This window comes from Streptococcus sp. NPS 308 (assembly GCF_002355895.1).
GTDB lineage: Bacteria > Bacillota > Bacilli > Lactobacillales > Streptococcaceae > Streptococcus.
The window spans coordinates 903937-930569 of sequence record NZ_AP017652.1; the positions used below are offsets into that span (position 1 = coordinate 903937).

32 protein-coding genes and 1 pseudogene are annotated in these 26633 nt (G+C 39.1%); 20 read left to right on the plus strand and 13 right to left on the minus strand.

The window, feature by feature from the left end; translation table 11 throughout:
* Positions 1-8 precede the first annotated feature (8 nt).
* From SNAG_RS04750 to SNAG_RS04785, 7 genes and pseudogenes are all read left to right on the plus strand, one after another.
* The gene (locus SNAG_RS04750) at positions 9-512 is read left to right on the plus strand and encodes a GNAT family N-acetyltransferase (RefSeq protein ID WP_096407017.1); all 504 of its coding nucleotides are present in this window, start codon (positions 9-11) and stop codon (positions 510-512) included.
* Positions 513-600: 88 nt separating this feature from the next.
* Entirely contained in the window at positions 601-1104 is a 504-nt protein-coding gene (locus SNAG_RS04755) for a hypothetical protein (protein WP_096407020.1), read from the plus strand.
* A gap of 496 nt (positions 1105-1600) precedes the next feature.
* Complete coding sequence (locus SNAG_RS04765) at positions 1601-2158, plus strand: hypothetical protein (RefSeq protein WP_096407023.1); 558 nt, start codon at positions 1601-1603, stop codon at positions 2156-2158.
* The gene (locus SNAG_RS04770; RefSeq protein WP_096407025.1) at positions 2136-2576 is read left to right on the plus strand and encodes a hypothetical protein; all 441 of its coding nucleotides are present in this window, start codon (positions 2136-2138) and stop codon (positions 2574-2576) included. Before SNAG_RS04765 ends, SNAG_RS04770 begins: the two co-directional genes overlap by 23 nt.
* A 23-nt stretch (positions 2577-2599) precedes the next feature.
* Positions 2600-3067 (plus strand): 8-oxo-dGTP diphosphatase, encoded by a 468-nt coding sequence (locus SNAG_RS04775; protein WP_096407028.1) that lies wholly within the window; start codon positions 2600-2602, stop codon positions 3065-3067.
* A 206-nt stretch (positions 3068-3273) separates the two neighbouring features.
* Positions 3274-4041 (plus strand): class I SAM-dependent methyltransferase, encoded by a 768-nt coding sequence (locus SNAG_RS04780; RefSeq protein WP_000342212.1) that lies wholly within the window; start codon positions 3274-3276, stop codon positions 4039-4041.
* A gap of 123 nt (positions 4042-4164) precedes the next feature.
* A pseudogene (locus SNAG_RS04785) lies at positions 4165-4314 on the plus strand (8-oxo-dGTP diphosphatase); the annotation flags it as partial.
* Here SNAG_RS04785 and SNAG_RS04790 read toward each other — a convergent pair.
* Positions 4311-4826, minus strand: a complete 516-nt coding sequence (locus tag SNAG_RS04790; RefSeq protein ID WP_096407030.1) for a transcription repressor NadR — start codon at positions 4824-4826, stop codon at positions 4311-4313. The pseudogene SNAG_RS04785 and the gene SNAG_RS04790 overlap by 4 nt on opposite strands.
* 11 nt (positions 4827-4837) lie before the next feature.
* The gene (locus tag SNAG_RS04795) at positions 4838-5365 is read right to left on the minus strand and encodes an ECF transporter S component (protein WP_096407033.1); all 528 of its coding nucleotides are present in this window, start codon (positions 5363-5365) and stop codon (positions 4838-4840) included.
* A 135-nt stretch (positions 5366-5500) separates the two neighbouring features.
* Here SNAG_RS04795 and SNAG_RS04800 point away from each other — a divergent pair, with 135 nt between their 5' ends.
* A complete protein-coding gene (locus SNAG_RS04800) occupies positions 5501-5869 on the plus strand; it encodes a hypothetical protein (protein WP_096407036.1) in 369 nt (122 codons plus the stop codon).
* Between the two features lie 39 nt (positions 5870-5908).
* Here the strand turns inward: SNAG_RS04800 and SNAG_RS04805 are convergent, their stop codons facing one another.
* From SNAG_RS04805 to coaB, 3 genes are read right to left on the minus strand one after another with little or no spacing between them, the layout of a single operon-like run.
* Positions 5909-6472: an ECF transporter S component gene (locus SNAG_RS04805; protein WP_096407038.1), complete on the minus strand. Its 564-nt coding sequence runs from the start codon at positions 6470-6472 to the stop codon at positions 5909-5911.
* Entirely contained in the window at positions 6456-7007 is a 552-nt protein-coding gene (gene coaC, locus SNAG_RS04810) for a phosphopantothenoylcysteine decarboxylase (RefSeq protein ID WP_096407041.1), read from the minus strand. Before coaC ends, SNAG_RS04805 begins: the two co-directional genes overlap by 17 nt.
* A gap of 11 nt (positions 7008-7018) precedes the next feature.
* The gene (gene coaB / locus SNAG_RS04815) at positions 7019-7708 is read right to left on the minus strand and encodes a phosphopantothenate--cysteine ligase (protein WP_096407044.1); all 690 of its coding nucleotides are present in this window, start codon (positions 7706-7708) and stop codon (positions 7019-7021) included.
* 231 nt (positions 7709-7939) lie between these two features.
* Here coaB and SNAG_RS04820 point away from each other — a divergent pair, with 231 nt between their 5' ends.
* From SNAG_RS04820 to radC, 3 genes are all read left to right on the plus strand, one after another.
* Positions 7940-9610: a formate--tetrahydrofolate ligase gene (locus SNAG_RS04820; protein WP_096407047.1), complete on the plus strand. Its 1671-nt coding sequence runs from the start codon at positions 7940-7942 to the stop codon at positions 9608-9610.
* 202 nt (positions 9611-9812) lie between these two features.
* Positions 9813-12101: a DNA helicase PcrA gene (gene pcrA, locus SNAG_RS04825; RefSeq protein ID WP_096407049.1), complete on the plus strand. Its 2289-nt coding sequence runs from the start codon at positions 9813-9815 to the stop codon at positions 12099-12101.
* A 42-nt stretch (positions 12102-12143) separates the two neighbouring features.
* Entirely contained in the window at positions 12144-12824 is a 681-nt protein-coding gene (gene radC, locus SNAG_RS04830) for a RadC family protein (protein ID WP_096407052.1), read from the plus strand.
* Here radC and SNAG_RS04835 read toward each other — a convergent pair.
* The 7 genes from SNAG_RS04835 to SNAG_RS04865 form a co-directional block, all read right to left on the minus strand.
* Positions 12821-13510, minus strand: coding sequence for a gamma-glutamyl-gamma-aminobutyrate hydrolase family protein (locus SNAG_RS04835; RefSeq protein ID WP_096407054.1), 690 nt, complete (start codon positions 13508-13510; stop codon positions 12821-12823). The two genes, radC and SNAG_RS04835, sit on opposite strands and share 4 nt — an antisense overlap.
* A 15-nt stretch (positions 13511-13525) precedes the next feature.
* Entirely contained in the window at positions 13526-14167 is a 642-nt protein-coding gene (locus SNAG_RS04840; RefSeq protein WP_000660646.1) for a redox-sensing transcriptional repressor Rex, read from the minus strand.
* An 82-nt stretch (positions 14168-14249) separates the two neighbouring features.
* On the minus strand, positions 14250-14465 hold the full coding sequence (locus tag SNAG_RS04845; protein ID WP_096407057.1) for a DUF4649 family protein: 216 nt from the start codon (positions 14463-14465) through the stop codon (positions 14250-14252).
* 6 nt (positions 14466-14471) lie between these two features.
* Positions 14472-14819 carry a DUF1831 domain-containing protein gene (locus tag SNAG_RS04850; RefSeq protein ID WP_096407060.1) on the minus strand — a complete coding sequence of 116 codons (348 nt, stop codon included), beginning with the start codon at positions 14817-14819 and terminating at the stop codon, positions 14472-14474.
* A gap of 4 nt (positions 14820-14823) precedes the next feature.
* Entirely contained in the window at positions 14824-15939 is a 1116-nt protein-coding gene (locus tag SNAG_RS04855; RefSeq protein ID WP_096407062.1) for a cysteine desulfurase family protein, read from the minus strand.
* A 9-nt stretch (positions 15940-15948) separates the two neighbouring features.
* Positions 15949-16908 carry a ribose-phosphate diphosphokinase gene (locus SNAG_RS04860; RefSeq protein ID WP_001283848.1) on the minus strand — a complete coding sequence of 320 codons (960 nt, stop codon included), beginning with the start codon at positions 16906-16908 and terminating at the stop codon, positions 15949-15951.
* Positions 16909-17019: 111 nt separating this feature from the next.
* Positions 17020-17589 (minus strand): CYTH domain-containing protein, encoded by a 570-nt coding sequence (locus SNAG_RS04865; RefSeq protein WP_096407065.1) that lies wholly within the window; start codon positions 17587-17589, stop codon positions 17020-17022.
* Between the two features lie 129 nt (positions 17590-17718).
* On the opposite strand from SNAG_RS04865, the gene SNAG_RS04870 reads away from it, so the two are divergent.
* The 9 genes from SNAG_RS04870 to SNAG_RS04910 all read left to right on the plus strand — a co-directional run bounded on the left by SNAG_RS04870 (position 17719) and on the right by SNAG_RS04910 (position 26147).
* Complete coding sequence (locus SNAG_RS04870) at positions 17719-18390, plus strand: GTP pyrophosphokinase (protein WP_000151560.1); 672 nt, start codon at positions 17719-17721, stop codon at positions 18388-18390.
* Complete coding sequence (locus SNAG_RS04875) at positions 18374-19192, plus strand: NAD kinase (protein ID WP_096407068.1); 819 nt, start codon at positions 18374-18376, stop codon at positions 19190-19192. The genes SNAG_RS04870 and SNAG_RS04875 overlap by 17 nt, the downstream gene beginning before the upstream one ends.
* Entirely contained in the window at positions 19189-20085 is an 897-nt protein-coding gene (locus SNAG_RS04880; RefSeq protein ID WP_096407070.1) for an RluA family pseudouridine synthase, read from the plus strand. The genes SNAG_RS04875 and SNAG_RS04880 overlap by 4 nt, the downstream gene beginning before the upstream one ends.
* 43 nt (positions 20086-20128) lie before the next feature.
* Complete coding sequence (pta, locus tag SNAG_RS04885) at positions 20129-21103, plus strand: phosphate acetyltransferase (protein WP_096407073.1); 975 nt, start codon at positions 20129-20131, stop codon at positions 21101-21103.
* Positions 21104-21185: 82 nt separating this feature from the next.
* Positions 21186-22364 carry an A/G-specific adenine glycosylase gene (gene mutY, locus SNAG_RS04890; RefSeq protein ID WP_096407076.1) on the plus strand — a complete coding sequence of 393 codons (1179 nt, stop codon included), beginning with the start codon at positions 21186-21188 and terminating at the stop codon, positions 22362-22364.
* Between the two features lie 57 nt (positions 22365-22421).
* Positions 22422-23126 (plus strand): response regulator YycF, encoded by a 705-nt coding sequence (gene yycF / locus SNAG_RS04895; RefSeq protein ID WP_096407079.1) that lies wholly within the window; start codon positions 22422-22424, stop codon positions 23124-23126.
* Positions 23119-24468: a cell wall metabolism sensor histidine kinase VicK gene (vicK, locus tag SNAG_RS04900; RefSeq protein WP_096407081.1), complete on the plus strand. Its 1350-nt coding sequence runs from the start codon at positions 23119-23121 to the stop codon at positions 24466-24468. Before yycF ends, vicK begins: the two co-directional genes overlap by 8 nt.
* Position 24469: 1 nt before the next feature.
* Positions 24470-25279 carry an MBL fold metallo-hydrolase gene (locus SNAG_RS04905; RefSeq protein ID WP_096407084.1) on the plus strand — a complete coding sequence of 270 codons (810 nt, stop codon included), beginning with the start codon at positions 24470-24472 and terminating at the stop codon, positions 25277-25279.
* Positions 25280-25373: 94 nt separating this feature from the next.
* The gene (locus SNAG_RS04910; RefSeq protein ID WP_096407086.1) at positions 25374-26147 is read left to right on the plus strand and encodes a potassium channel family protein; all 774 of its coding nucleotides are present in this window, start codon (positions 25374-25376) and stop codon (positions 26145-26147) included.
* Positions 26148-26184: 37 nt separating this feature from the next.
* Here SNAG_RS04910 and SNAG_RS04915 read toward each other — a convergent pair whose 3' ends face one another.
* A complete protein-coding gene (locus tag SNAG_RS04915; protein ID WP_096407089.1) occupies positions 26185-26532 on the minus strand; it encodes a PedC/BrcD family bacteriocin maturation disulfide isomerase in 348 nt (115 codons plus the stop codon).
* Positions 26533-26633: the final 101 nt, after the last annotated feature.

Genomic DNA, 26633 nt, shown 5'->3' on the forward strand with positions numbered 1-26633 from the left:
AAAAATAAATGGATCTTACTATCAAGCAGATGGAAACCCCTGAAGAGATAGAAGGTAAGTCCCTCGTTCATTGGCAGACGTGGAGAGAGGCTTATGACGACCTTTTACCTGCAGGATTTCAGGAGACAATGACATTAGAAAGATGTCGATTCTTTAGTCAAAAATATCTAGAAAATACATTGATTGCGATGGATGGCATGAAGGTAGTTGGTTTTATCAGTTATGGAAACTTTCGTGATGTGGCTATTCAAGCTGGCGAAATTATTGCCTTATATGTTTTAAAAGACTATTATGGAAAAGGTATTGCTCAGAAGTTAATGAAGGAAGCTCTGACGACTCTTGAACAGTTCTCTGAAATATTCTTATGGGTATTAAAAGAGAATAAGCGAGCCATTGCTTTTTATCAAAAAATGGGTTTTACTCTTGATGGTCAAGAAAAAATACTTGAACTTGGAAAACCGATCACTCAAATTAGAATGGTATATAAGAAATCATCAGAATTTGAGAGTTAAATGCAAGGACAGTTGTGATTTGTTTTCAGATTGCAAAATCAACAAATGATTACGTTTTAAAATATATTTTAAATAGAGAGAAGTTATTATGAAAGTAAAAGAGGCGAATTATAAGAAATCATCAGGGTTAGATTCTGTTCGTTTTTGGTTACAAGGGCATCGATTTGTCAAATTTATGCTTGATATTTTCTTTTATATCATCTTGTTCCTAGTGATAGAATTCACAACATCACAGAACAAAAGCATTCCAGCTGATTTTCGGTACAGAGAACTCTTATTTCCTTTGCAATTGAATCTTTTTATCTTGGGTAATAGGCTTTATGCTCTCTTTTTGTCAGTGAAAACAAAAAAAGAAAAGACCCTTAAAAAATTCTGTGAACCCTTTATTTATATCAATGTCCTTAGCTTCATTTTTCAACTGATTGGCGTCAGAAAAAGAGGAAGAGTCGTTCTCTCACCTTTGTTTTCACTGGAGTCTTCCTATATCTGGTTCCCTATTGTCGTCTACCTTCTGGTCTTGATGTTAACGTTGGCAATCTTCTTTCTCTCTAAAGCTTCAAAAAAAGGGGTAGATGAAAATGAAGATGAGTAGACAAATGAAGTACAAGACAAAAGAAAAGTCTTCTTGGACTAAGATGATTTATCTTTGGATGGAAAGGCACCGAAGGATTGGTCAACTCCTGGATACGAGTGTGTTATTCGCATCTTTGTTTGTATCATTTCTTGCTGCCTCTTTCATTGGTTCTCCATTCCCAAACTTAAACTATCTTTCTCCCTTAAGCTTTAATCTTTTCCTTCTGCTCTTATCAACCTATTTCCTTGTCTTTCGTTTTAGTAGTGATAAACTTCAGAAATGGCGTTACTTTTCATGGGGATTTATTGGGTTCAATGGTCTTCTTTTTCCCTTTCATCTCTTGGTAGGTCTGAATTGGCTAGGACGTCGTAAGTCAACGAATTTCCCCCCCTATAATTTCTATGGATCCAGCCTATGTCTGGGCTCCTATTGTAAGTTATCTCTTTTTCTTTTTCTTGGGGCTGGGTATTCTGCTTTTGATTATACAGATAGAAAAGAGAAGAAGGAGGCGTAAATGGAACGAAAGATTAAGAAACCAAAGAAGATCAAACAAAAGAACAGAAAAATGAGAAAAATCCATAAAAAGTATTCTTTGATAGCTCACGTCCAATTGTGGATGGGAAGGCATCCAAAGCTTGCTTCTTTTATGGATGGTGGCATAATATTATTTTCTATTTTTGGTATCATGTATGTGTTGTTCGGGACGTCACTTATCCCGAAACCATATCAGGAAATGTCTTATGTTTTGCCAATTATTATGAATTTTGTCTTTTTGGTGCACACACTCTATCAAGGTATTTTTAGAGATGGTTTTAGTGAAAAGACTTCAGTACAAGAATTTTTAGAACCTTTTCTATACATAAATGGACCTATTTTTCTTCTCCACTTAATTGTTGGAGTGAAAGGGAGAAATGTTAAAAAAATTCCTTCCCTATTATCTGTTGATTATCGCTACATCTGGCTTCCAATTGCTACCTATCTAATCTTTTTCTTCATTCCAGCGATAGTGATAGTGATTTTGAAATATAAGGACAAAAAGAGGAAAAATCATGACAAAAGAAAATCGAATTAAGTTATTTTCATTTAAAACACTCTATTTGGCTTTGTTGACCTTTGTGGTTCTTCATTTGGTGTTGTTGGTTTTTGGACTATCTTTTACGCCGATTTTGTGGAATAGTTGGTTTTTCATTTTTTGTTTAACCTTCTTAATCCATCCCTGGAGAATCTTTTATAGAATAAGAGATTTTCAATGGTACCACCTTATTTTTCAAATATTTAGTGGATTGGTGGCACTTTATCTTTGGTTTGGAGCATTTTTTGCTTTGTCTATTATGTCGGATTCAGTCATCCCTATCAATATAGACTATCACATACAAGATAAAGAAATCATCATTGTTAGAGGTTTTTTGGCCCGTACTACTTATGAACATCACGAGTTGATTAATCCATTCATCATGAAATCTGATATCAAGTTCGAAAAAGGCATATAACAACTTAGAAAGCGAGCAAATCTATGTCCCGTGCGCAAGCAACCATTTTAACCAACATCTGTCTAATCGAAGATCTAGAAAATAAGCGAGTAGTCATGCAATATCGCTCTCCTGAAAACAATCGCTGGTCTGGCTATGCCTTTCCAGGAGGACATGTTGAGAATGGCGAGGCCTTTGCCGAGTCTGTCATTCGTGAGATTTATGAAGAAACAGGTCTAACGATTCAGAATCCCCAACTGGTCGGTATTAAAAATTGGCCCTTAGATACAGGTGGGCGCTACATCGTCGTTTGCTATAAGGCGACAGAGTTTACTGGAACTCTCCAATCCTCAGAAGAAGGAGAAGTTTCTTGGGTAGAAAAAAACCAGATTCCTAACTTGGATCTGGCCTATGATATGCTGCCTTTGATGGAAATGATGGAAGCACCTGACAAGTCTGAGTTCTTCTATCGCCACCGTACAGAGGACGGCTGGGAGAAAGAAACTTTTTAGTTCTATGATTAGTTGATAGGTGTTATTCTTTAAAGGAAGGTACTGAAATATAGGCTAAGTATGGCGAAGTAAGCCAACTGATTATTTCTAAAATTCTTATTATTCTTTTCTATCTATATTTTGAACAATCTCCACCTTCCATTCTGAAATCGGAGATTGTTTTATTTTATGCTATAATCTTAAGATGTGAAAGGAAGTACCAGAAAATGGATGATAAAGTAATTGAACAATATGCAAAACAAGATAATCTTGATATTAGAGTAAACATACATAAGAAGTATTCAAAAAATAAATTAGGATTTAACAATTGGATATTTTCCAACTACCAAATCACTAATGAAGTAAAGGTTCTAGAATTGGGATGTGGTACAGGAGAACTGTGGAAAAGTAACAGTGATTCTATAGATAAAATGAAGCAGTTGGTTATTACAGATTTTTCTAAAGATATGGTAAAAACAACGAAGTCAGTGATTGGAAATAGAGACAATGTCGACTATGAAATAATGGATATTCAAAAGATTTCTTTTGAGAATGAAACATTTGATATTGTTATTGCAAATATGCTTCTACATCATGTAAATGATATTCCTAAAGCGCTCTCTGAGGTGAATAGAGTCTTAAAAACAGGCGGAATTTTTTACTGTGCTACATTTGGTGAAAATGGAGTTGTAGATTATTTGGCAGGCTTATTTAAAGATGAGGTTAATCAAGATTTGGAAAATAAAACTTTTACTTTACAAAATGGCGAAAGTTACCTAAGTAGGTACTTTAACTCTGTCGATATATTGCTCTATGATGATGAGTTACAGGTAACTAGTATAGATGACCTAGTTAAATACATCCAATCCTTTAAAGGAATTTCAGAAATAGGTTCGTTAGAAGAAGAAATAATACGTAAAAGATTGGAAAGTGAGTTTAATAATGGTATGTTGATCATTCCTAAAGAATATGGTATGTTTATCGCTCGAAAGTAAAATTAAGGGAACGAAATTGTAAAAAATTATTGAGAAGATTTTCAATGTAAAATTAAAGGGATAGTGTTTAGAGCATGTTACAGCTAATTCTCCATATATAAACCTCAAATTTTTAGATTTGAAGAAGTATCTTGGGTGCAAAAAGACCAGATTCCAAACTTGGAACTGGCCTATGATATGCTGCCTTTGATGGAAATGATGGAAGCACCTGACAAGTCAGAGTTCTTCTATCGCCACCGTACAGAGGACGGATGGGAGAAAGAAACCTTCTAGTCTTTTACTAAATAACCAAGTTTATCCAAGGCCTCCTCGATATAGTGGAGGTCTTGTTGTGTTTCGGCTTCAACAAGGTGGTAATGGGTGCCATCTGTCAATTCAGAAAGTGGTCTAAAGTCAGAGTTCTCGACTTGCTCTAAAAAATGTTGGACATCTCTACGACAAGTGAGTTTGAGTAGGGTTTCAATTTCTCCATAAACTGGATGGTCGATCAAAGTATTCTGAACACGGCCACCATTATCTACAATAGCTAGAAGTTCTTGACCGATTTCTTCCATCTCATGTTTGACCTTGAATAGTTTGTGAACGTAAGGACTGGTATTATTTTCTTTATAGATATAGCCACGATTGGTAGATAGGATAGGAGCTCCATCTGCTCGGAGAATAGCGATATCCTGTACAATGACTTGGCGCGTAACATGAAAGTGTTCAGCCAAGGTTTGGCCATTGAGGGCTTTTGGTGCCTCTTTTAACAGTTTGAGAAGAGCTTGTTTGCGATCCTTTGTCATAGTTTTTCCTTTTAGCGACGTTTTCGAAGCACTTTAAATACAGCTAGTGCTAAGGTATAGTCTACCATACTATGGACAATTGTGCCAAAACCAACTAGGACAAAGAGAACATAAAACATATTTTCAACATTTGTCCCTGAAGTAGCATAGAAGATGATACAAGCTATTACTTCAGCTATAGCATGAACAACACCCAAAACAAAGTTAAAAATCCAAGATGTCTTCGGTTTATCCAAGGTTTCAGGGAATTTCTTTAAGTACAAAGCCCCCAAAGTACCAAAAACGATGTGAGAGAAGGCGCGCAGGACGATAACCATGGGATAGCCTGCCATCAGGAAGCCAAGACTAGAAGCAATAATCACAAAAGCAGCCATCAAAGGCGAAAGAAACATGGCGATAAAGATGGGGATATGACTTCCCAAGGTGTAAGAAGCTGGTGGGATAACGATTTTAAAAGGCATAATGATTGGAATCAAAATCGCTATTGCAGTGAGTAGGGCAGTCATGGTCATAAACTGCGTTTTTTTTCGTATATCCATAAGAACCTCCATTTATCTGTATATACATAAGTATAGTACAATAAATAGTCAGCCAAGTCAAGGTTCAATATTGATTTTTAAGACATATTTGGTTAAAATGTGGTAAAGAATAATAGGAACTGAGGAGAAATTGTGATGATACTTTTTGTTTACCTAATCGTGGTAATCGTGATGATGTCAAAGCAGAAAAAAGAAGGGAAAGTAGTCTCAGGTTGGACTCGCTTCCTAGTTTATAGTTTATTGGTCCTTTCGTTAATCTCTCTATTAGCAGGTGTTTTGGCTCTTTCACTTGTCTTTAATCCCTTAGTAGGATTTTACTATATGGAAGTTATAGGAATCATGTTAGAAATTGTTCATTTTGTCAATATGATGATTACTTTGGGTTTGATTTTATTGTCGGTAAGTATATACTTGGATAGTCAGAGAAACCAAGAACCAACTCCTCTTTCGCATCATGTAGTGAGACTCGGTGTTCACATTCTTTTGATTATTCTCATGCATTAAATATGAAAACTCCACTTTCATTACGAAAGTGGAGTTGTTTTATTTTTTCAAGGTTTGTAAACGTGGGACAATTGCTACTGTTAGAACTGCAGAGATGACAAGCTCAGCAATTGAGTTGGTTGAAATAACAGTTGCAAGGAGTTTTTGGATATTTCCATCGAAGACATTTCCAAAAAGGAAGAAGATTCCCCCAAGTACAAAGACTGTATTTGTAAGTGAACCAAGAGCTCCGGCAATGATGAGACCCGTTCTGTTTTTCAATAGTTTATAAACTAGATAAGGTGTCAGACCAATCAAAACGCGAGGGACAATAGCGATAATCGCAGAATAGATGTTTCCGTTCGGTACGAATGGAGAGAAGAGGTAGCTGGTTGGAAGGATTGTAATCGTGTTAACCGTCAAGCTGAGTAGCCCCATCAAGAAACCGAGTGTAACACCAACTCGTGGGCCGTAAATAATACTTGCAATAATAACAGGAATATGCACGATAGTTGGTTTAATTGGGAATGGGAATAGATTAAATAAGAGTGAGCTCAGAAAGTGAATGACCAACATGGTCGCAAAAAAGATAGCAATCGGGGCAATATTAGAGCGTTTTTTCATTGAGTGTTTCCTTTATTCTTTCTAAAATAATATCCAGGTCTGCCAAAGCTCCCCTTCCGTAGTCTCCACAAGCAAGTAAGGATTCTTTTGGAGAGATAAGCTTGTAACCATATGTTTCTAAAGTTTTAAGGTTTGTCTGAGTTGCCGGATGGTCATACATCTTTGTATTCATGGCTGGAGCTAAGAGTTTAGGGATGTGACTCGGTAGGGCAAGAGCCGTACTGGTCACCATATTATCCGCAAAACCGTGCGCAAGTTTGGCAATGGTATTAGCAGTAGCAGGGACAACGATAAAAAGGTCTGTTTCTTTTCCTCTTTCGATATGATTGACTTGATCAGGATAGGGTTCCTGCATGACATCAAGGTGAACTGGATTTTGTGAGAGTACCTGTAGTGTCAAAGGCTGGATAAACTCTCTTGCCGCTTCGGTCATTAAGACAGTGACATCATGGCCTTGTTTTTTCAAAGAACTGACTAAATCAGCTGCTTTATAGGAGGCAATGGAACCTGTCACTGCGATTAGAATGTTTGCCATGGCTTTCCTTTCTATGAATCGTAAGCATGAATTTTCTCAAGGAGAAGTTCTGCTATTTCTTCTTTGGTTTGAACGGTTTGAAGACGATCTTTCTCAACAAAGATTGCCCGATGCTGATATGCTGAGATTTGAGTCAGGTCATTTGCGATGATTATGTTAGCCTGGTTCTTGACAAGACTCTGTCTTGCAACTTCAATAAGATGATCTTCAGTAACATCAACCAACAGTTTGAAACCAATCAAATGAATAGAAGGATTCCACTCTTTGACTAGAGAGATGATTTTGGGTGTTTTTTTCAAAAATAAAACCTGCACCTCATCAGTTGAAGAAATCTTAGCTTCTTTATTTTTCTTATCTAATAATTCTTCCAGATTAGAACTCGTCTTAACTTCATCTAGTCCAGTCATATAAACAGGAGTGTAGTCAGAAACTGCCATCGAATGAATCAAGACCTGATAATCTTGAACACACTCTTTCATTTCTAAAAGAAGATCATTCGTATTTTTGATTTCTAGAATGGTTAGATGGGGATGAGGTTCTGGCTTAAGAGCACTAGGAGTCGTAATCAGACAAACCTCATGACCAGTAGCAAGTAGGGTTTCGGTGATGATTTTCCCCAAGCGACCAGTCGAGTGATTCGTGATAGAGCGGACGCTATCGATTGCTTCACTTGTACCGCCTGACGTAACTAAAATTTTCATAGGACTATTGTACCAAAAAATAAAATAGAATCAAAAGAAAGCGTTTGTTTTTTTATCTAATTTTCCTGCAAGATTATAGTTTTTGGCTATAAAAACTTATAAAAAGTAGAAAAGATGACTAAAATTGGACTTAAAACTTGATGTTTATAAACTTTACTAAGCTTTTTGTATGTGAAAAAACTTTTTTTGTGTTATAATGAGTTATCATATTAGAGGTTAGAGGAGTTTGCTATGAAAACAGATATTGAAATCGCACAGAGTATTGAGTTGAAGCCAATCGTGGATGTTGTGGAGAAACTTGGGATTTCTTACGATGATTTGGAGTTGTATGGAAAGTACAAGGCTAAGCTCAGCTTTGATAAAATTCGAGCAGTTGAGAGCAATCCAGTTGGGAAATTGATCTTGGTTACTGCCATCAACCCAACACCTGCTGGTGAAGGGAAGTCAACCATTACCATCGGTCTTGCAGATGCCTTAAACAAAATCGGCAAGAAAACCATGATTGCCATTCGCGAACCGTCACTTGGTCCAGTAATGGGGATTAAGGGTGGTGCCGCTGGTGGTGGTTATGCGCAAGTTCTTCCAATGGAAGACATCAACCTCCACTTTACTGGGGATATGCATGCCATTACAACTGCTAACAATGCCCTTTCTGCATTGATTGACAACCACTTGCACCAAGGAAATGAGCTGGGAATTGACCAACGTCGTATTATTTGGAAGCGTGTTGTAGACTTAAACGACCGTGCTCTTCGCCATGTGACTGTTGGTCTTGGCGGTCCTCTAAATGGTATTCCACGTGAGGATGGTTTTGATATTACAGTTGCTTCTGAAATCATGGCGATTTTGTGCTTGGCGACGGACATCGAGGACTTGAAACGCCGTTTGGCGAATATCGTTATCGGATATCGTTACGACCGTACTCCTGTTTCTGTAGGTGATTTGAAGGTTGAAGGTGCCTTGGCTTTGATCTTGAAAGATGCCATTAAACCGAACTTGGTTCAGACAATTTATGGTACACCTGCCTTTGTACATGGTGGTCCATTTGCCAACATTGCTCATGGATGTAACTCTGTTTTGGCAACAAGCACTGCCCTTCGCTTGGCTGATTATACTGTTACTGAAGCTGGTTTTGGTGCAGACCTTGGCGCTGAGAAATTCCTTGATATCAAGACACCAAACTTGCCAACTTCTCCAGATGCGGTAGTCATTGTTGCAACCCTCCGTGCTCTTAAGATGAATGGTGGTGTGGCTAAAGATGCTTTGACAGAGGAAAATGTTGAGGCGGTTCGTGCAGGTTTTGCCAACTTGAAACGCCACGTTGAGAACATCCGTAAATTTGGAGTGCCTGCAGTTGTTGCGATTAACGAATTTGTTTCTGATACTGAAGCTGAAATCGCAGCCTTGAAAGAACTCTGTGCTTCTATTGATGTGCCAGTTGAACTAGCAAGTGTCTGGGCTGATGGCGCAGAAGGAGGAGTAGCGCTTGCTGAAACGGTTGTTAAGACTATCGTTGAAAACCCAGCTAACTATAAACGTTTGTATGACAATGACCTTTCTGTTCAAGAAAAGATTGAAAAGATTGTTACTGAAATCTACCGTGGTAGCAAAGTGAACTTTGAGAAGAAAGCTCAAACGCAAATTGCCCAAATCGTTCAAAATGGTTGGAATAAATTGCCAATCTGTATGGCTAAAACTCAGTACAGTTTCTCTGATAATCCAAATGCACTTGGAGCCCCAGAAAACTTTGAAATTACCATTCGTGAATTGGTACCAAAATTAGGTGCAGGCTTCATCGTTGCCTTAACTGGTGATGTCATGACCATGCCAGGACTTCCAAAACGACCAGCAGCTCTCAACATGGATGTTGAAAGTGACGGAACCGTTCTAGGATTGTTCTAAGATTTAGATGATATTAAAAGAGTTTGGAAATGCTATCCAAGCTCTTTTTCCTGTCAAAGAATAACCTCAATTTCATTTGAAAAATACATGTTTTGTAAGCACTGATGAAAATTTGGCTTATCAAAGTGTTCTCTGTAAAGTTTCTATTTTACCTGATTTCTGATATAATAGAAACATTGACTTCAAGAGTAAGGAAGAGAAGATGAACGCATTATTGAATGGAATGAATGACCGTCAGGCTGAGGCGGTGCAAACGACAGAAGGCCCCTTGTTAATCATGGCGGGGGCTGGCTCTGGAAAGACTCGTGTTTTGACCCACCGTATTGCTTATTTGATTGATGAAAAAATGGTCAATCCTTGGAATATCTTGGCCATTACCTTTACCAACAAGGCTGCGCGTGAGATGAAAGAGCGTGCTTATGGTCTTAATCCAGCTACTCAAGACTGTCTAATTGCGACTTTTCACTCCATGTGTGTTCGTATTCTGCGTCGTGATGCAGATCATATCGGCTACAATCGTAATTTCACTATTGTAGATCCTGGTGAACAGCGAACCCTCATGAAACGAATCCTCAAGCAATTAAACTTGGACCCTAAAAAATGGAATGAACGAACTATTTTGGGGACTATTTCCAATGCTAAGAATGACTTGATTGATGATGTGGCTTATGCTGCCCAAGCTGGAGATATGTACACGCAAATCGTGGCCCAGTGTTACACAGCCTATCAGAAAGAGCTTCGTCAGTCTGAGTCCCTTGACTTTGATGATTTAATCATGTTGACCCTGCGTCTTTTTGATCAAAATCCTGATGTCTTGACCTACTACCAGCAGAAGTTCCAATACATTCACGTGGATGAGTACCAAGATACCAACCATGCCCAGTACCAATTAGTCAAACTCTTGGCATCTCGCTTTAAAAATATCTGTGTAGTTGGAGATGCTGACCAGTCCATCTACGGTTGGCGTGGTGCGGATATGCAAAATATCTTAGATTTTGAGAAAGACTATCCCAAAGCCAAGGTTGTCTTGTTAGAAGAAAACTATCGCTCAACCAAAACCATTCTCCAAGCCGCCAATGATGTCATTAAAAATAATAAAAATCGTTGTCCTAAGAATCTCTGGACTCAGAATGCTGATGGGGAGCAGATTATTTACTATCGTGCAAATGACGAACAAGATGAGGCTGTTTTTGTAGCCAAAACCATTGATGAACTTGGTCGTAGCCAAAACTTTCTTCACAAAGACTTTGCAGTTCTTTATCGGACTAATGCGCAATCTCGTACTATTGAGGAGGCCCTCCTCAAGTCTAATATCCCTTATACTATGGTTGGTGGGACCAAGTTCTACAGTCGTAAGGAAATCCGTGACATTATCGCTTATCTTAACCTCATTGCCAATCTGAGTGACAATATCAGTTTTGAGCGCATTATCAACGAGCCGAAACGTGGAATTGGGCCAGGTACTGTTGAGAAAATTCGCGACTTTGCTAATATGCAAGATATGTCTATGCTGGATGCTTCAGCAAATATCATGTTATCTGGTATCAAGGGTAAGGCAGCCCAGTCTATCTGGGAGTTTGCCAATATGATTTTGGATTTGCGAGAGCAACTGGATCAATTAAGCATAACAGAGTTGGTTGAAGCAGTTCTTGAAAAAACAGGTTATGTCGAGATTCTTAATACCCAAGCAACCTTAGAAAGCAAGGCTCGGGTTGAGAATATCGAAGAGTTCCTATCTGTTACAAAGAATTTTGACGACAATCCTGATAGTCAAGAAGAAACAGGTTTGGATAAACTCAGTCGTTTCTTGAATGACTTAGCCTTGATTGCGGATACGGACTCTGGTAGTCAGGAAACATCGGAAGTGACCTTGATGACCTTGCATGCTGCTAAGGGGCTTGAGTTTCCAGTCGTCTTTATCATCGGGATGGAGGAAAATGTCTTTCCTCTTAGTCGAGCAGCTGAGGATCCTGATGAGCTGGAAGAAGAGCGCCGTTTGGCCTATGTCGGTATTACGCGTGCTGAAAAAATCCTCTATCTAACCAATGCCAACTCTCGATTACTGTTTGGGAAGACCAACTATAACCGTCCAACACGTTTCATCAATGAAATCAGTTCGGACTTACTTGAATATCAAGGCTTGGCTCGACCAGCTAACACCAGTTTCAAGGCTTCTTATAGCAGTGGTGGGATTGCTTTCGGTCAAGGTATGAGCTTAGCTCAGGCGCTTCAAGAACGGAAACGCAAGGCTGCACCAAGCTCTATCCAGTCAAGTAGTCTCCCGTTTGGACAATATACAGCTGGAAATAAAACTGATACGAGCGATACCAACTGGTCTATTGGTGACATTGCCCTTCACAAGAAATGGGGAGAAGGCACTGTTCTGGAGGTCTCAGGTAGTGGCGATACGCAGGAACTGAAAATCAATTTCCCAGAAGTGGGGCTGAAAAAACTCCTAGCCAGTGTTGCTCCAATTGAGAAAAAAATCTAATTTTCCATCCTTCTCACGAATAATAAAGTGAGGAGGATTTTTATGTACAGCATTTCATTCCAAGAAGATTCACTTTTGCCTAGAGAAAGACTGGTTAAAGAAGGAGTAGAGGCACTGAGCAATCAAGAATTGCTAGCTATACTACTCAGAACCGGAACGCGTAAGGCTAATGTTTTTGAAATTGCCCAAAAAGTGTTGAATAGTCTCAACAGTCTAACTGATTTGAAAAAAATGACCCTGCAGGAATTGCAGAGTCTGTCTGGTATTGGACGCATTAAAGCTATTGAACTACAAGCAGTGATTGAACTGGGGAATCGCATTCACAAGCATGAAACCCTTGAGATGGAAAGTATTCTCAGCAGTCAAAAGCTAGCTAAAAAAATGCAACAGGAACTTGGCGAAAAAAAACAAGAGCACCTAGTGGCGCTCTATCTCAATACTCAAAATCAAATCATTCATCAGCAGACTATCTTTATCGGATCGGCGACACGTAGCATTGCTGAACCGAGGGAAATCCTTCACTATGCCATCAAGCATATGGCGACTTCTGTTATTTTAGTCCACAATCATCCTTCAGGTGCAGTAGCACCTAGCCGAAATGATGATCATGTAACCAAGTTAGTCAAGGAAGCCTGTGAACTAATGGGACTGGTGTTTCTGGATCATCTGATTGTCTCTCACTCTGATTACTTTAGTTACCGTGAAAAGACTGATCTGATTTAAAGTTCATTAACAACATAGTCAAATAGTGTTTTATCCTTGGGGCGATTTTCAAATAGAAATTCTGGATGCCATTGGACGCCGAGAAATGGGATGTCATCTGTTGTTACGACTGCCTCGATAATCCTATCCTTGGGATCATAGGCCACAACCTTTAAATTTGGAGCCAAATTCTTGATACTCTGATGGTGGAAGGAGTTAATATGAGAGATTTCTCCGTAAATTTCTCTGAGAACAGTATCTGGTTCGGTAAGAAGTCGCTGGGTAGTGTATTCGGCTGAACAATCCTGCCAGTGGTCTTCGATATCTTGATGAAGTGTGCCTCCCATGGCAACATTAAAAAGCTGGGTACCACGACAAACAGAAAAAATCGGTTTTTTCTGCTGGATAGCTTCTTTGATAAGAGCTAGTTCAAAGATATCCCTTTGTAAATGGTAGTCATCGCTGTCAATTATTTTTGTCTCACCATAGAATTTTGGATCGACATTTTGCCCACCAGTTAGGATGAGTTTATCAATCATACTGATATAGTAATGTGCCATTTCTTGGTCACCAATCGGAAGGATAATGGGAATTCCGCCAGCGTCCTTGACTCCTTCAACAAAGCCTTTTGCTGCATAGCTCATCATGATGTCATCATCTGGATGAGCTTTTTCATTTCCTGTAATCCCAATAACTGGTTTATTCATAAATGCTTTCGCTTTCTAATCCTCTTTTCGCATAAAATAGAGGAGAGTTTGGAGTTCACTTGTCAAATCAACGTACTGAACGACCACATCTTTTGGAAGGTGCAGGTGGACAGGAGAAAAACTGAGAATACCTTTTACACCAGCATCAACCAAGAGGTTGGCTACTTCTTGAGATTTGACACTTGGAACAGTTAGGATAGCAGTTTTAACGTCTGCGTCCTTAATCTTTTCCTTGATTTGAGATATACCATAGATGGGAATCCCATCAGCAGTCTCAGTACCAACTTCAGGATGGTCATCCAGGTCAAAGGCCATGATAATCTTCATTTTGTTGCGCTCGTGGAAGCGGTAGTGGAGAAGGGCATGCCCCATATTACCAATCCCAACCAACATAACATTGGTGATGGAGTTATCATTTAGGAGGTCAGCAAAAAACGTCATGAGTTTTTTAACATCATAACCAAATCCACGTCTTCCTAGTTCACCAAAGTAGGAAAAATCACGACGGACGGTCGCCGAATCGATACCGATAGCCTCTGCAATTTGTTTAGAGTTGGCACGTTCGATTTTTTCTGCATGAAATCTCTTGAAAATTCGATAGTAAAGTGAGAGTCTTTTTGCTGTTGCTTTTGGAATAGCAGACTGTTTTTCTTTCACAAAATCACAACCTTTCTATTCTTCTATTTTATAGAATCATTGTGAAAAAATCAACAAAAATAAGAAAAAACTAAGAAAATTCTTAGTTTTTATCTAAAAAATGAACTTGTGATAGAAATCGATAGAGATCTCCGACTAAACCTTGGTAGATTACTTTATCATGAAAGGTTAAAGAGGTTACCAGAAATGTATCTGGTAGCGTTACGCATCCTGATAGGGATAACATGAGCTCATCGTAGTCAGTGTATTCAAGTATGCGCTCAATTTGGTAACTATCTAGGTAGGTGAGACGATACATGAGGCCTTATCTTTCCTCTTTAGTGAAAATCCCACGTTCTACAAGACTATCCATGAGGAAGTAGAATTTTTCTTGGTGGATATGGTGATCATCTGATTTAAAGATATCTACCAATCGAAGACCGGACTTATCAGTAATATTGAGTTTAACACCTGTAAGGTCTTTATTGATGATGATTTTTAGTTTGAAACCTTCACCACTATTAGGTACTTTCTCAAGTAGACGAGTCAGTTCGTAGTTTCCTACTTTTGTTTCAAAGAAAGTATTGTCTTTCAGTGTGAACTTTTTAACAGTTGGACTAAGTGTATAGTTGTAGCGACAGTTTTGTAGTTTAATGGTTTTTTCGAATGCCATTAGTTTAATCTCCAATAATATTTTTTAAGGTTTGTGCGAGTTGTTTCAGTTCTTCCTCAGTATTGAGAGGAGAGAGACTGATACGGACAGATTCTTTTAAACGAGGCGAATCGGGTCCATAGAAAGCTTCGAGTACATGACTGGTTTGCACAATACCAGCAGTACAAGCGGAACCAGTAGAAATTGAAATTCCCTCAAGGTCTAACCGAAGTAAAAGCAAATCATTTTTCTGACCAGGAAAACCGATATTTAAAACATAAGGCAGTTGGTTGCGACTTTCATTGAGATAGTAGTCTAAATCGGCAATCTCTTCTAGAAAAACCGTTTTAAGGGAACTTAGTTTTTGGTAATGTTCAACTTGATAATCCAGATCTTCTTTGAGAGCAGCAACCATACCTACAATGGCTGCAAGGTTTTCTGTTCCAGCCCGTTTTTTTTGCTCTTGGTCCCCACCGTGAAGGTAGGAATCAAAGTCCATAGATGAAGCGTAGAGGAAACCAACTCCTTTTGGACCATGGAACTTGTGAGCAGAAGCGCTAAGGAAATCAATTCCTAATTCTTCGGGATGAATAGGAATCTTCCCGATGGCTTGTACAGCATCTACATGATAAGCAGCAGGATGGTCTTTTAAAATATGTCCAATATCAACAATAGGCAAGAGACTCCCTGTTTCATTATTAGCATACATAGTTGAAACGAGGATGGTATCGTCACGTAAAGCTTCTTGAATCTGTTGGGCAGTGATTTCTTGATTTTCTGGTTGGATGATGGTCGCTTCAAAGCCAAAATGTTGAACCAGATAATCAATGGTCTCAAGGACAGAATGGTGTTCAATAGCTGTAGTGATAATATGTTTGCCACGTTCCTGATGACGGAGACAATAGCCAATGATAGCTGTATTGTTACTTTCTGTACCACCAGACGTGAAAAAGATATGTTGAGGTTTGGTTCCAAGTAAGTGAGCCAAGTCCTGACGAGCTTCACGGAGCAGTTTACCAGCATAACGACCATGACTGTGAATACTTGAAGGATTACCATGGGTTTCTTGCATAACCTTGGTCATTTCTGCGATAGCTACAGCTGACATAGGTGTAGTTGCAGCATTGTCCAAATAAATCAAAGAATCACCTTATTTCTTTTTGTTGTAGGCAAAGAGTGGGCTAACTGGTTTTCTTTCATGAATACGGATGATAGCATCACCGAGCAATTCGCTAGCAGTAATGTAACATACATTTTTAGGAGTTCTTTCTTTTGTTGCTACAGAGTCCGTTACAAGGATTTCTTTAATGTTAGTTGCGTCTAGAAGTTCAGCAGCACCTTCTACAAAGAGGCCGTGACTAGAGACCGCATAGATTTCAGTTGCCCCTTCGCGTTCAACGATTTTTGCTGCTTCAGAGAAAGTACGACCAGTATTTAGGATATCGTCAATCAGGATGGCTTTCTTACCTTCAACATCCCCAATGATATAGCCCTCACTTCGTTCTGAGTCATCTTGAGCATAGTCAATGATAGCGATTGGAGCATCCAAGTATTCAGCTAAGCTACGAGCGCGTTTAACACCAGAGTTTTTTGGACTAACCACAACGACATCAGAACCAAGAAGACCTTTGTCACAGTAGTGTTTAGCAAATAGAGGAATTGTATAAAGATTGTCCACAGGAATGTCGAAGAAACCTTGTACCTGTACAGCATGGAGATCGAGAGTTAGAACACGATCAACCCCAGCTTTTACCAACATATTTGAAACCAATTTAGCTGTCAGTGGTTCACGGGAAGAAGCGATGCGATCCTGACGCGCATAGCCAAAGTAAGGAAGTACGACGTTGATACTATGAGCACTGGCGCGAACACAGGCATCAACCATAATCAATAATTCCATCAAGTGGTTGCTAACTGGGTAGCTTGTTGATTGAATGATATAGACGTCATACCCCCGAACACTCTCTTCGATATTGACTTGGATTTCACCATCAGAAAATTGACGTGAAGATAATTTTCCAAGAGGGACACCAACAGTATCAGCAATCTTTTGAGCGATTTCTGGGTTAGAGTTTAGGGTGAAAAGTTTCATGTTGTTTCTATCTGACATTATAGACCGTCCTCTGTAAACTTTGTGAATCTTCTTTGGAAAAGTTTCTTTTTCTTAATGAAGATTCTATTATTTTTATCTTTTCTATTTTACCAAAAAAAGGAGATTATTTCAGCTTTTTTTCATGTTTTTAATGAATCGAATTAATTTTGATGGAGCCTTCTGGTAAGTTATGTGATTTTCATCTAAAAATTGCTGAAAATCGACTTTTCCTTGTTCAAAATTAGTGACTTCAATTTCCAGTTCGTAGTCGGTTTGACCAAAGTAATGGCTTTGATCTAAGGCCATCAAACCGATATCGGTTTCCATTTCGTAACGAATCGTTTCAAGACAACCCAGAATAAGCCAGTCATGGCTTTCAATACCAATCTCAGTAAGTTTCTCCAGAACCATCCCTTGAGGTAGAATCTGTTTTTCTAAATAATATTCAGCTTCTGGAAGAGTCATTTTTTGATTGTATTCCATATTTCCAATAGTTTGAGGAACTTTCAAGGTTAATTCAGCGAAATCTGAAAGGGCGCGAATGCGCATGGCAACCTTTTTTTCGCGCAACTGGAAATCTGGCGTGTCAATATAGTAGTTTTTTTGGTGAATAGGAGATATGTGGGCAAACTGTTTTTTTAAATGATTGTAGTCATCTTTTTTCAGTAGTGTTTTCAGTTCAATTTCTAATTGTTTCATTTTTCTAACCTTTTCTTTATCTTTGAAAGCGGATTTATGGTATAATGTACAATGTATTTATTGTATAAGATTGTAGTGAAAAAATCAAAAATTTTTAACAGCACAATCTCATACTAAAAGGGAGAAAATATGACCATAGAATGGGAAGAATTTTTAGATCCTTACATTCAAGCTGTCGGCGAATTGAAGATTAAACTTCGTGGGATTCGCAAACAGTACCGTAAGCAAAACAAGCATTCTCCGATTGAGTTTGTAACTGGTCGGGTAAAACCGATTGAAAGTATCAAAGAAAAAATGGCTCGTCGAGGAATTACTTATGCAACTCTGGAAAATGACTTGCAAGATATCGCAGGGCTACGTGTCATGGTTCAGTTTGTTGATGACGTGGAAGAAGTTGTTGCAATTCTACGTAAACGTCACGATATGAGAGTCGTTCAGGAACGAGATTATATCAACCATCGTAAGGCGTCGGGTTATCGTTCTTATCATGTTGTTGTCGAATATACTGTAGATACGATAAATGGGGCTAAGACCATTCTCGCCGAGATTCAAATTCGGACCTTGGCTATGAACTTTTGGGCTACCATTGAGCATTCTCTCAATTATAAGTACCAGGGGGACTTTCCAGAGGAAATAAAAGAAAGATTGGAAATCACTGCCAAAATTGCTCATCAACTAGATGAAGAAATGGGCAAGATTCGAGATGACATTCAGGAAGCTCAGGCACTCTTTGATCCTTTGAGTAGAAAACTAAACGACGGTGTAGGAAATAGTGACGATACAGATGAAGAATACAGGTAAGCGAGTTGACCTCATAGCTAATAGAAAGCCGCAGAGTCAGAAAGTTTTACATAAACTGAGGGAAAAACTCAAAAAACAGCATTTTATAATTAATGATACAAATCCCGATATCGTTATTTCGATTGGTGGAGATGGGATGCTTTTGTCTGCTTTTCACAAGTACGAGAACCAGTTAGACAAGGTTCGATTTGTAGGTGTACATACAGGACACTTGGGATTTTACACGGATTACCGTGACTTTGAGTTGGACCAGTTGGTTACCAATCTCCAACTGGATTCTGGAGCCAAGGTTTCTTATCCAGTCCTGAATGTCAAAGTGACACTTGAAAACGGTGATGTAAAAACCTTCCGTGCTCTAAATGAAGCGAGCATCCGTCGGTCAGACCGCACCATGGTTGCAGATATCATCATTAACCACGTTCCATTCGAGCGCTTTCGTGGAGATGGTGTGACTGTCTCAACGCCTACTGGGAGCACTGCCTATAACAAGTCCTTGGGTGGAGCGGTTTTGCACCCGACCATTGAAGCCTTGCAGTTGACGGAGATAGCGAGTCTTAACAACCGAGTCTATCGCACTCTGGGATCATCGATCATTATTCCCAAAAAAGATAAGATTGAGCTCTTGCCGACTCGTAATGACTATCACACGCTATCTGTTGACAATAGTACCTATTCTTTCCGAAATATAGAACGGATTGAGTACCAAATCGACCATCACAAGATTCACTTCGTAGCGACTCCAAGTCACACTAGTTTCTGGAATCGTGTAAAAGATGCCTTTATCGGCGAGGTGGACGAATGAGGTTCGAATTTATCGCAGATGAACATGTCAAGGTCAAAACCTTTCTGAAGAAACACGAGGTTTCTAAAGGACTGTTGGCTAAGATAAAGTTTCGAGGTGGGGCTATCCTAGTCAATGATCGACCTCAGAATGCGACTTATCTCTTAGATATTGGAGATAGGGTTACCATAGATATTCCAGCAGAGGAAGGCTTTGAAACCCTCGAAGCCATTGACCGTCCTTTAGATATCTTGTATGAGGATGACCACTTTTTGGTTTTGAATAAACCTTATGGACTAGCCTCCATTCCCAGTGTCAATCATTCCAATACCATTGCGAATTTTATCAAAGGCTACTATGTTAAGCAGGAATACGAAAACCAGCAGGTTCATATCGTGACCAGACTGGATCGGGATACATCTGGTTTGATGCTCTTTGCCAAGCACGGTTATGCTCATGCACGATTAGACAAGCAACTGCAACGAAAGTCTATCGAAAAACGTTACTTTGCCTTGGTTAAGGGCAATGGGGATTTGGAACCAGAAGGGGAGATTATTGCCCCGATTGCGCGTGATGTGGACTCCATTATCACGAGACGAGTTGCCAAGGGTGGAAAATACGCCCATACCTCTTACAAAGTTGTAGCGTCTTATGGAGATATTCACCTGATCGATATTCGATTGCATACTGGGCGAACCCATCAGATCAGAGTGCATTTTTCTCATATCGGTTTTCCCTTGTTGGGAGACGATCTCTACGGAGGAAGTCTAGACGATGGGATTCAACGACAGGCCTTGCATTGCCATTTCTTATCATTTTATCATCCTTTCTTGGAGCGTCAGCTAGAGCTCGAAAGCCCCTTGCCAGATGATTTTAACAATCTTATTACTCAGTTATCAACTAATACTCTTTAAAATCTATTTTGAGTATAATTTAATTTCTTAAAGGAGAAAACTCATGGAAGTTTTTGAAAATCTCAAAGCCAACCTAGTTGGCAAAAATGCTCGTATTGTTCTCCCTGAAGGGGAAGAACCTCGTATTCTTCAGGCAACCAAACGCTTGGTAAAAGAAACAGAAGTTGTTCCTGTTTTGCTTGGGAACCCGGAAAAAATCAAAATTTATCTTGAAATCGAAGGGGTTATGGATGGCTATGAAGTCATTGACCCTCAACACTATCCTCAATTCGAAGAAATGGTCACTACCTTGGTTGAACGTCGTAAAGGTAAAATGAGTGAAGAAGGTGCTCGTAAGATTTTGCTTGAAGATGTCAACTACTTTGGTGTCATGCTCGTTCACATGGGCTTGGTTGATGGGATGGTATCAGGTGCTATTCACTCGACAGCAGCAACTGTTCGTCCTGCGCTTCAAATCATTAAAACTCGTCCAAATGTATCCCGCACTTCAGGTGCCTTCCTCATGGTTCGTGGAACAGAACGCTACCTATTTGGGGATTGTGCCATTAACATCAATCCAGATGCAGAAGCTTTGGCAGAGATTGCTATCAACTCAGCTATTACAGCTAAAATGTTTGGCATCGAACCTAAAATTGCAATGTTGAGCTACTCTACTAAAGGCTCAGGTTTTGGTGATAGTGTTGATAAGATTGTTGAAGCAACAAAAATTGCGCACGATTTGCGTCCTGACCTTGAAATCGATGGAGAATTGCAATTTGATGCGGCCTTCCACCCTGAAACTGCAGCATTGAAAGCTCCAGGAAGTAACGTTGCTGGGCAAGCAACTGTCTTTATCTTCCCTGGTATCGAAGCAGGAAATATTGGTTATAAGATTGCAGAACGTCTTGGTGGCTTCGCGGCGGTAGGTCCAGTTCTGCAAGGTTTGAACAAGCCAGTAAACGACCTTTCTCGTGGATGTAACTCTGATGATGTTTACAAGTTGACCCTTATCACTGCTGCCCAAGCGGTTCATCAATAAGAAATAGGCCTCTTTCCTATAGGAAGAGGCTTTTTAGCGCTAAGAAAAGGACAGTTAGAAGCTTCTATGTTATACTAGATATATGTTAGATTTGAAAGAATACGGTGTTGACATGTGGCCAGAGGAGAAGATTTCCTCTTTCCGTGAGAAACTCCTCAACTGGTACGATGAAAACAAACGGGATTTACCCTGGCGAAGAAGTAAAAATCCTTATCACATCTGGGTTTCTGAAATCATGCTTCAGCAGACTAGGGTAGATACGGTTATTCCCTACTATGAACGATTTTTGGACTGGTTTCCAACTGTTGAAAGTTTGGCAAATGCGCCTGAGGAGCATTTACTGAAAGCTTGGGAGGGGTTGGGCTATTATTCCCGCGTACGCAATATGCAGTCGGCGGCTCAGCAGATTATGACAGACTTTGAAGGGAAATTTCCAAACACTTACGAAAGGATTTCTAGCTTGAAAGGGATTGGCCCCTATACTGCGGGAGCAATTTCCAGTATCGCTTTTAATTTACCCGAGCCAGCAGTTGATGGCAATGTCATGCGAGTTTTGGCACGCCTGTTTGAGGTCAACTATGATATCGGAGTTCCCAGCAATCGCAAGATTTTCCAAGCCATGATGGAAATCTTGATTGATCCGAAACGACCAGGGGATTTTAATCAAGCTTTGATGGACTTGGGCTCTGATATAGAGTCTCCGGTTAACCCTCGACCAGAAGAAAGTCCTGTTAAGGAATTTAGCGCAGCCTATCAGAATGGAACCATGGATCGATATCCGATTAAAGAACCTAAGAAAAAGCCTCTTCCAATTTATCTCAAGGCTTTGGTTGTGCGCAATGATCGAGGTCAATATCTACTAGAGAAAAACGAAAGCGAGAAACTGCTGGCTGGATTTTGGCATTTCCCCTTGATTGAGGTCGAAGAATTTTCTAGAGAAGATGATCAGCTAGATCTTTTTTCTCAAGTCAAAGAGGAAAGCAGAGCTTTTGGACCAAGCCCCCAAGAAAGTTTTGAGCAGGATTATGATTTGGAGGTTGTTTGGTCTCATCAAACTTTTGAACAAGTCAAGCATGTCTTTAGTCATCGTAAATGGCATATTCAAATCCTATCAGGTCAGGTGACAGGGTCAAAACAGTTCTCCGACAGAGAAATTCGCTGGCTCTCTCCTCAGGAGTTTTATGATTATCCACTTGCGAAACCTCAACAAAAAATTTGGCAGGCTTATAAAACAGCTCTTGGAGATGGGGACTGGGATTAGCCATTTGTGTCTTCTTTGCATTTTTTTGTTATAATAGAAAAAGAAAAAGGTGATCTTATGAAAAAAATATTAATTGTAGATGATGAGAAACCAATCTCAGATATTATTAAGTTCAATATGACCAAAGAAGGCTACGAAGTTGTAACAGCCTTCAACGGTCGTGAGGCAATCGAGCTATTTGAAGCCGAGCAACCCGACATTATTATCCTAGACTTGATGCTACCTGAAATTGATGGTTTAGAAGTAGCCAAAGCCATTCGCAAGACCAGTAGTGTTCCTATCATTATGCTCTCAGCTAAGGATAGCGAGTTTGACAAGGTTATCGGTTTGGAACTAGGTGCAGACGATTATGTTACAAAACCTTTCTCAAACCGTGAGTTGCAGGCGCGTGTCAAGGCCCTTCTTCGTCGCACTGAGCTAATCGCAGTGGATAACCAAGAAGAAGATACTAAATTACAAAGTCTTCAAATTAGAGATTTAGAGATTCTTCCAGATGCTTATGTAGCCAAAAAATATGGAGAAGAATTGGATTTAACTCACAGAGAATTTGAGTTGTTGCATCACTTAGCTTCTCATCTAGGTCAAGTTATTACCCGTGAACATCTCCTTGAGACGGTTTGGGGTTATGATTATTTTGGTGATGTTCGTACTGTCGATGTTACCATTAGACGTCTACGTGAGAAGATTGAAGACACACCAAGTAGACCTGAATATATCTTAACTCGTCGTGGTGTGGGTTATTATATGAGAAATAATGATTGAAGTAATTAGACAAATAATTTTAACCAGAGATTTCGTCTTTGTACTCATTTTAATTGGTTTTATCATGCTTGTTAGCTTTCTCTTGCTCGAAGGCCGTAGAGATAATATTCGACTCAAACAGTTAAATCAAAAGATTAAAGATTTAATTGCTGGTGATTATTCTCAGGTATTAGACATGCAGGGGAATACTGAAATCACTAACATTACGAATAACTTAAATGATTTGTCTGAAGTAATTCGTCTAACTCAAGAAAACCTTGAGCAGGAAAGTAAAAGATTGCATAGTATCCTATCATACATGACTGATGGGGTTCTTGCAACAAATCGTCGTGGTCAAATCACTATGATTAACGATATGGCTAAAAGACAACTTGGAGTTGAAAGTGATGACGCGCTCAATCAAAACATTTTAGAGTTGCTCAAGATTGAAGATGAGTACGAGCTTAGAGATTTAATTACGCAAAGTCCTGAAATGATGATTTATTCCCAAAATGTAAATGGGGAGTATATTAGTTTGCGTGTGCGTTTTGCCTTGATTCGTAGAGAATCCGGCTTTATCTCTGGTTTGGTAGCAGTTCTACATGATACGACTGAACAAGAGAAGGAAGAACGCGAGAGAAGGCTTTTCGTTTCCAACGTTAGTCATGAATTGCGAACTCCATTGACCAGTGTAAAATCTTACCTAGAGGCCTTGGATGAGGGTGCATTATATGAAGCTGTTGCTCCTGATTTTATCAAAGTATCTTTAGATGAGACCAACCGTATGATGCGAATGGTGACGGACCTCTTGCATCTTTCGCGTATTGATAATGCAACTAGCCATTTAGATGTTGAATTGATTAACTTTACAGCTTTCATTACGTTTATCCTAAACCGTTTCGATAAGATACGAGCCCAGGATCAAGAAAAGAAATACGAGTTGGTTCGTGATTATCCCATTACATCGGTCTGGATTGAAATTGATACAGACAAGATGACTCAGGTAATCGATAATATTCTTAACAATGCCATCAAGTATTCCCCTGATGGTGGGAAAATTACGGTTAGCATGAAAACTACTGATGACCAGATGATTTTATCTATTTCGGACCAAGGACTTGGAATTCCTAAAGAAGATTTACCGAAGATTTTTGACCGTTTCTACAGGGTTGATAAGGCTAGAAGTCGTGCCCAAGGTGGGACTGGTTTAGGTCTAGCTATAGCAAAAGAAATCATCAAGCAACACAATGGATTTATCTGGGCTAAGAGTGAATACGGCAAGGGTTCTACCTTTACCATTGTTCTTCCTTATGATAAGGATGCTGTAAAAGAAGAAGTTTGGGAGGATGAAGTAGAAGACTAGAATGAGTGAAAAAGGCTTTAAATACAGTATTTTAGCATCGGGTTCTAGTGGTAATTCCTTCTATCTAGAAACCCCTAAGAAAAAGATTTTAGTAGACGCAGGATTATCTGGTAAAAAAATTACAAGCTTATTGGGTGAAATCAATCGTAAACCAGAAGATTTGGATGCTATTTTGATTACGCATGAGCATGCTGATCATATACATGGTGTTGGAGTTTTAGCTCGTAAGTATGGCATGGATCTTTACGCCAATGAAAAGACCTGGCAAGCTATGGAAAATAGTAAGTATCTAGGTAAAGTTGACTCTTCACAAAAGCATATCTTTGAAATGGGGAAAACCAAAACATTTGGAGATATCGACATTGAGAGTTTTGGAGTTAGCCATGATGCAGTTGCTCCCCAATTCTACCGTTTTATGAAGGATGACAAGAGCTTTGTTATGCTGACGGATACAGGTTATGTTAGTGACCGTATGGCTGGCATTGTCGAGAATGCAGATGGCTATCTGATCGAGTCAAATCATGATGTTGAAATTCTGAGAGCTGGCTCTTATGCATGGCGACTCAAGCAACGGATTCTGTCTGACCTTGGCCACCTCTCGAATGAAGACGGTGCAGATGCCATGATTCGCACACTTGGGAATCGTACCAAGAAAATTTACCTAGGACATCTATCTAAAGAGAATAATATCAAGGAGCTAGCCCACATGACCATGGTCAATCAGTTAGCTCAAGCAGATCTAGGAGTAGGAGTGGATTTTCAAGTTTACGATACGTCTCCAGACACTGCAACACCTTTAACGGATATATAAAAATGAACACCAAGTGGTGTTCATTTTTAATGAATCGTAGTTTTAAATTTATGCTATAATAAATTCATAAGCGATTATAATGGAGAAATATAAATTGAAGAAGACTTGGACATTTTCAGATTACTATGACACAATCATATTATTATTAGCATTGATATCTGTGGTGCTAGTTATTTTTGGATTTATGGATGTTATAGATTTGCATAATCCGCCTTACAATATTATTGATTTAATGATTTGGATAGTGTTTATAGTAGACTATCTATGGCGTTTCTTTACTAGTAAAGAAAAATTTCGTTTCATTATTGATAATATTTTTGATTTATTGGCAATCCTTCCATCAAATGCTATTTTTACAGTTTTCCGTTTGGGACGTATTTTTCGTTTAGCAAAATTAACAAAATTAGTTAAACTTACAAGGTTATTAAGAATAATTGGCTTAAGTGGAAAATTAGAAAGAAAAGCTAGTAGATTACTACGAACGAATGGCTTGCTTTATATCTTATATGTCAATGTATTTATTGTATTTGTTGGAAGCTCAATCTTCTCAGTTGTAGAGGAGAAGGCTTTCTCAGATAGTCTTTGGTGGGCTATTATTACAGTAACAACTGTTGGTTATGGTGATATAGTCCCAAGTTCAATATTTGGGAAATGGTTAGCAGTAATCTTAATGCTAGTGGGAATTGGAACGATTGGGATGCTAACTAGCGCCTTAACTAATTTTTTTGTTAAAGAAAATTCTAATGAAGAATCCAAATTAGATGAACTACAGAATGAATTAGTTATGCAAAGGCGTTTAGTCGAGAAGCAGGCTGAAAGGATTGAAGAACTTCATAAAATGGTACAAGAATTGCTTAAAAAGTATTAGTTTAGAAAAAAACAAAAACCACTCAAACGAGTGGTTTTTATAATCCAGCAAATTCTTTGATTTCTTGAGCTGACATAGAAGAATCACAACGGACCTTAATCTCACCATTTTCAACATGAACGAATCCCGGAACAGTTGGGATACCATAGCGTGAACGGAAATCTTGCAAAGCATTGAGTTGGCTAGGTTCTTCGCTATTGATGAAGTAGATGTGTGCTTTGGTTTCAGCTACGACGCCTGCTAATGTACCAGCAAATTTACGGCAGTAAGGGCAAGTTTTGCGACCGATGAAGAAGGTTGCTGTTTCTTTCTTATCGAGTGCTTCTTGGGCGCGTGAAACTGTAGTCACTTCAAGGTCTTTAATATCTTCTAAAAACTGATTCATAAGAATACCTCTCTTTTTTTGATAAAACTAGTATGCCACAAAGTTTCTAAAATTGCTCGAATTTGATACGAAAAAAAGAAGAGATTGGTTTATCTCATCTT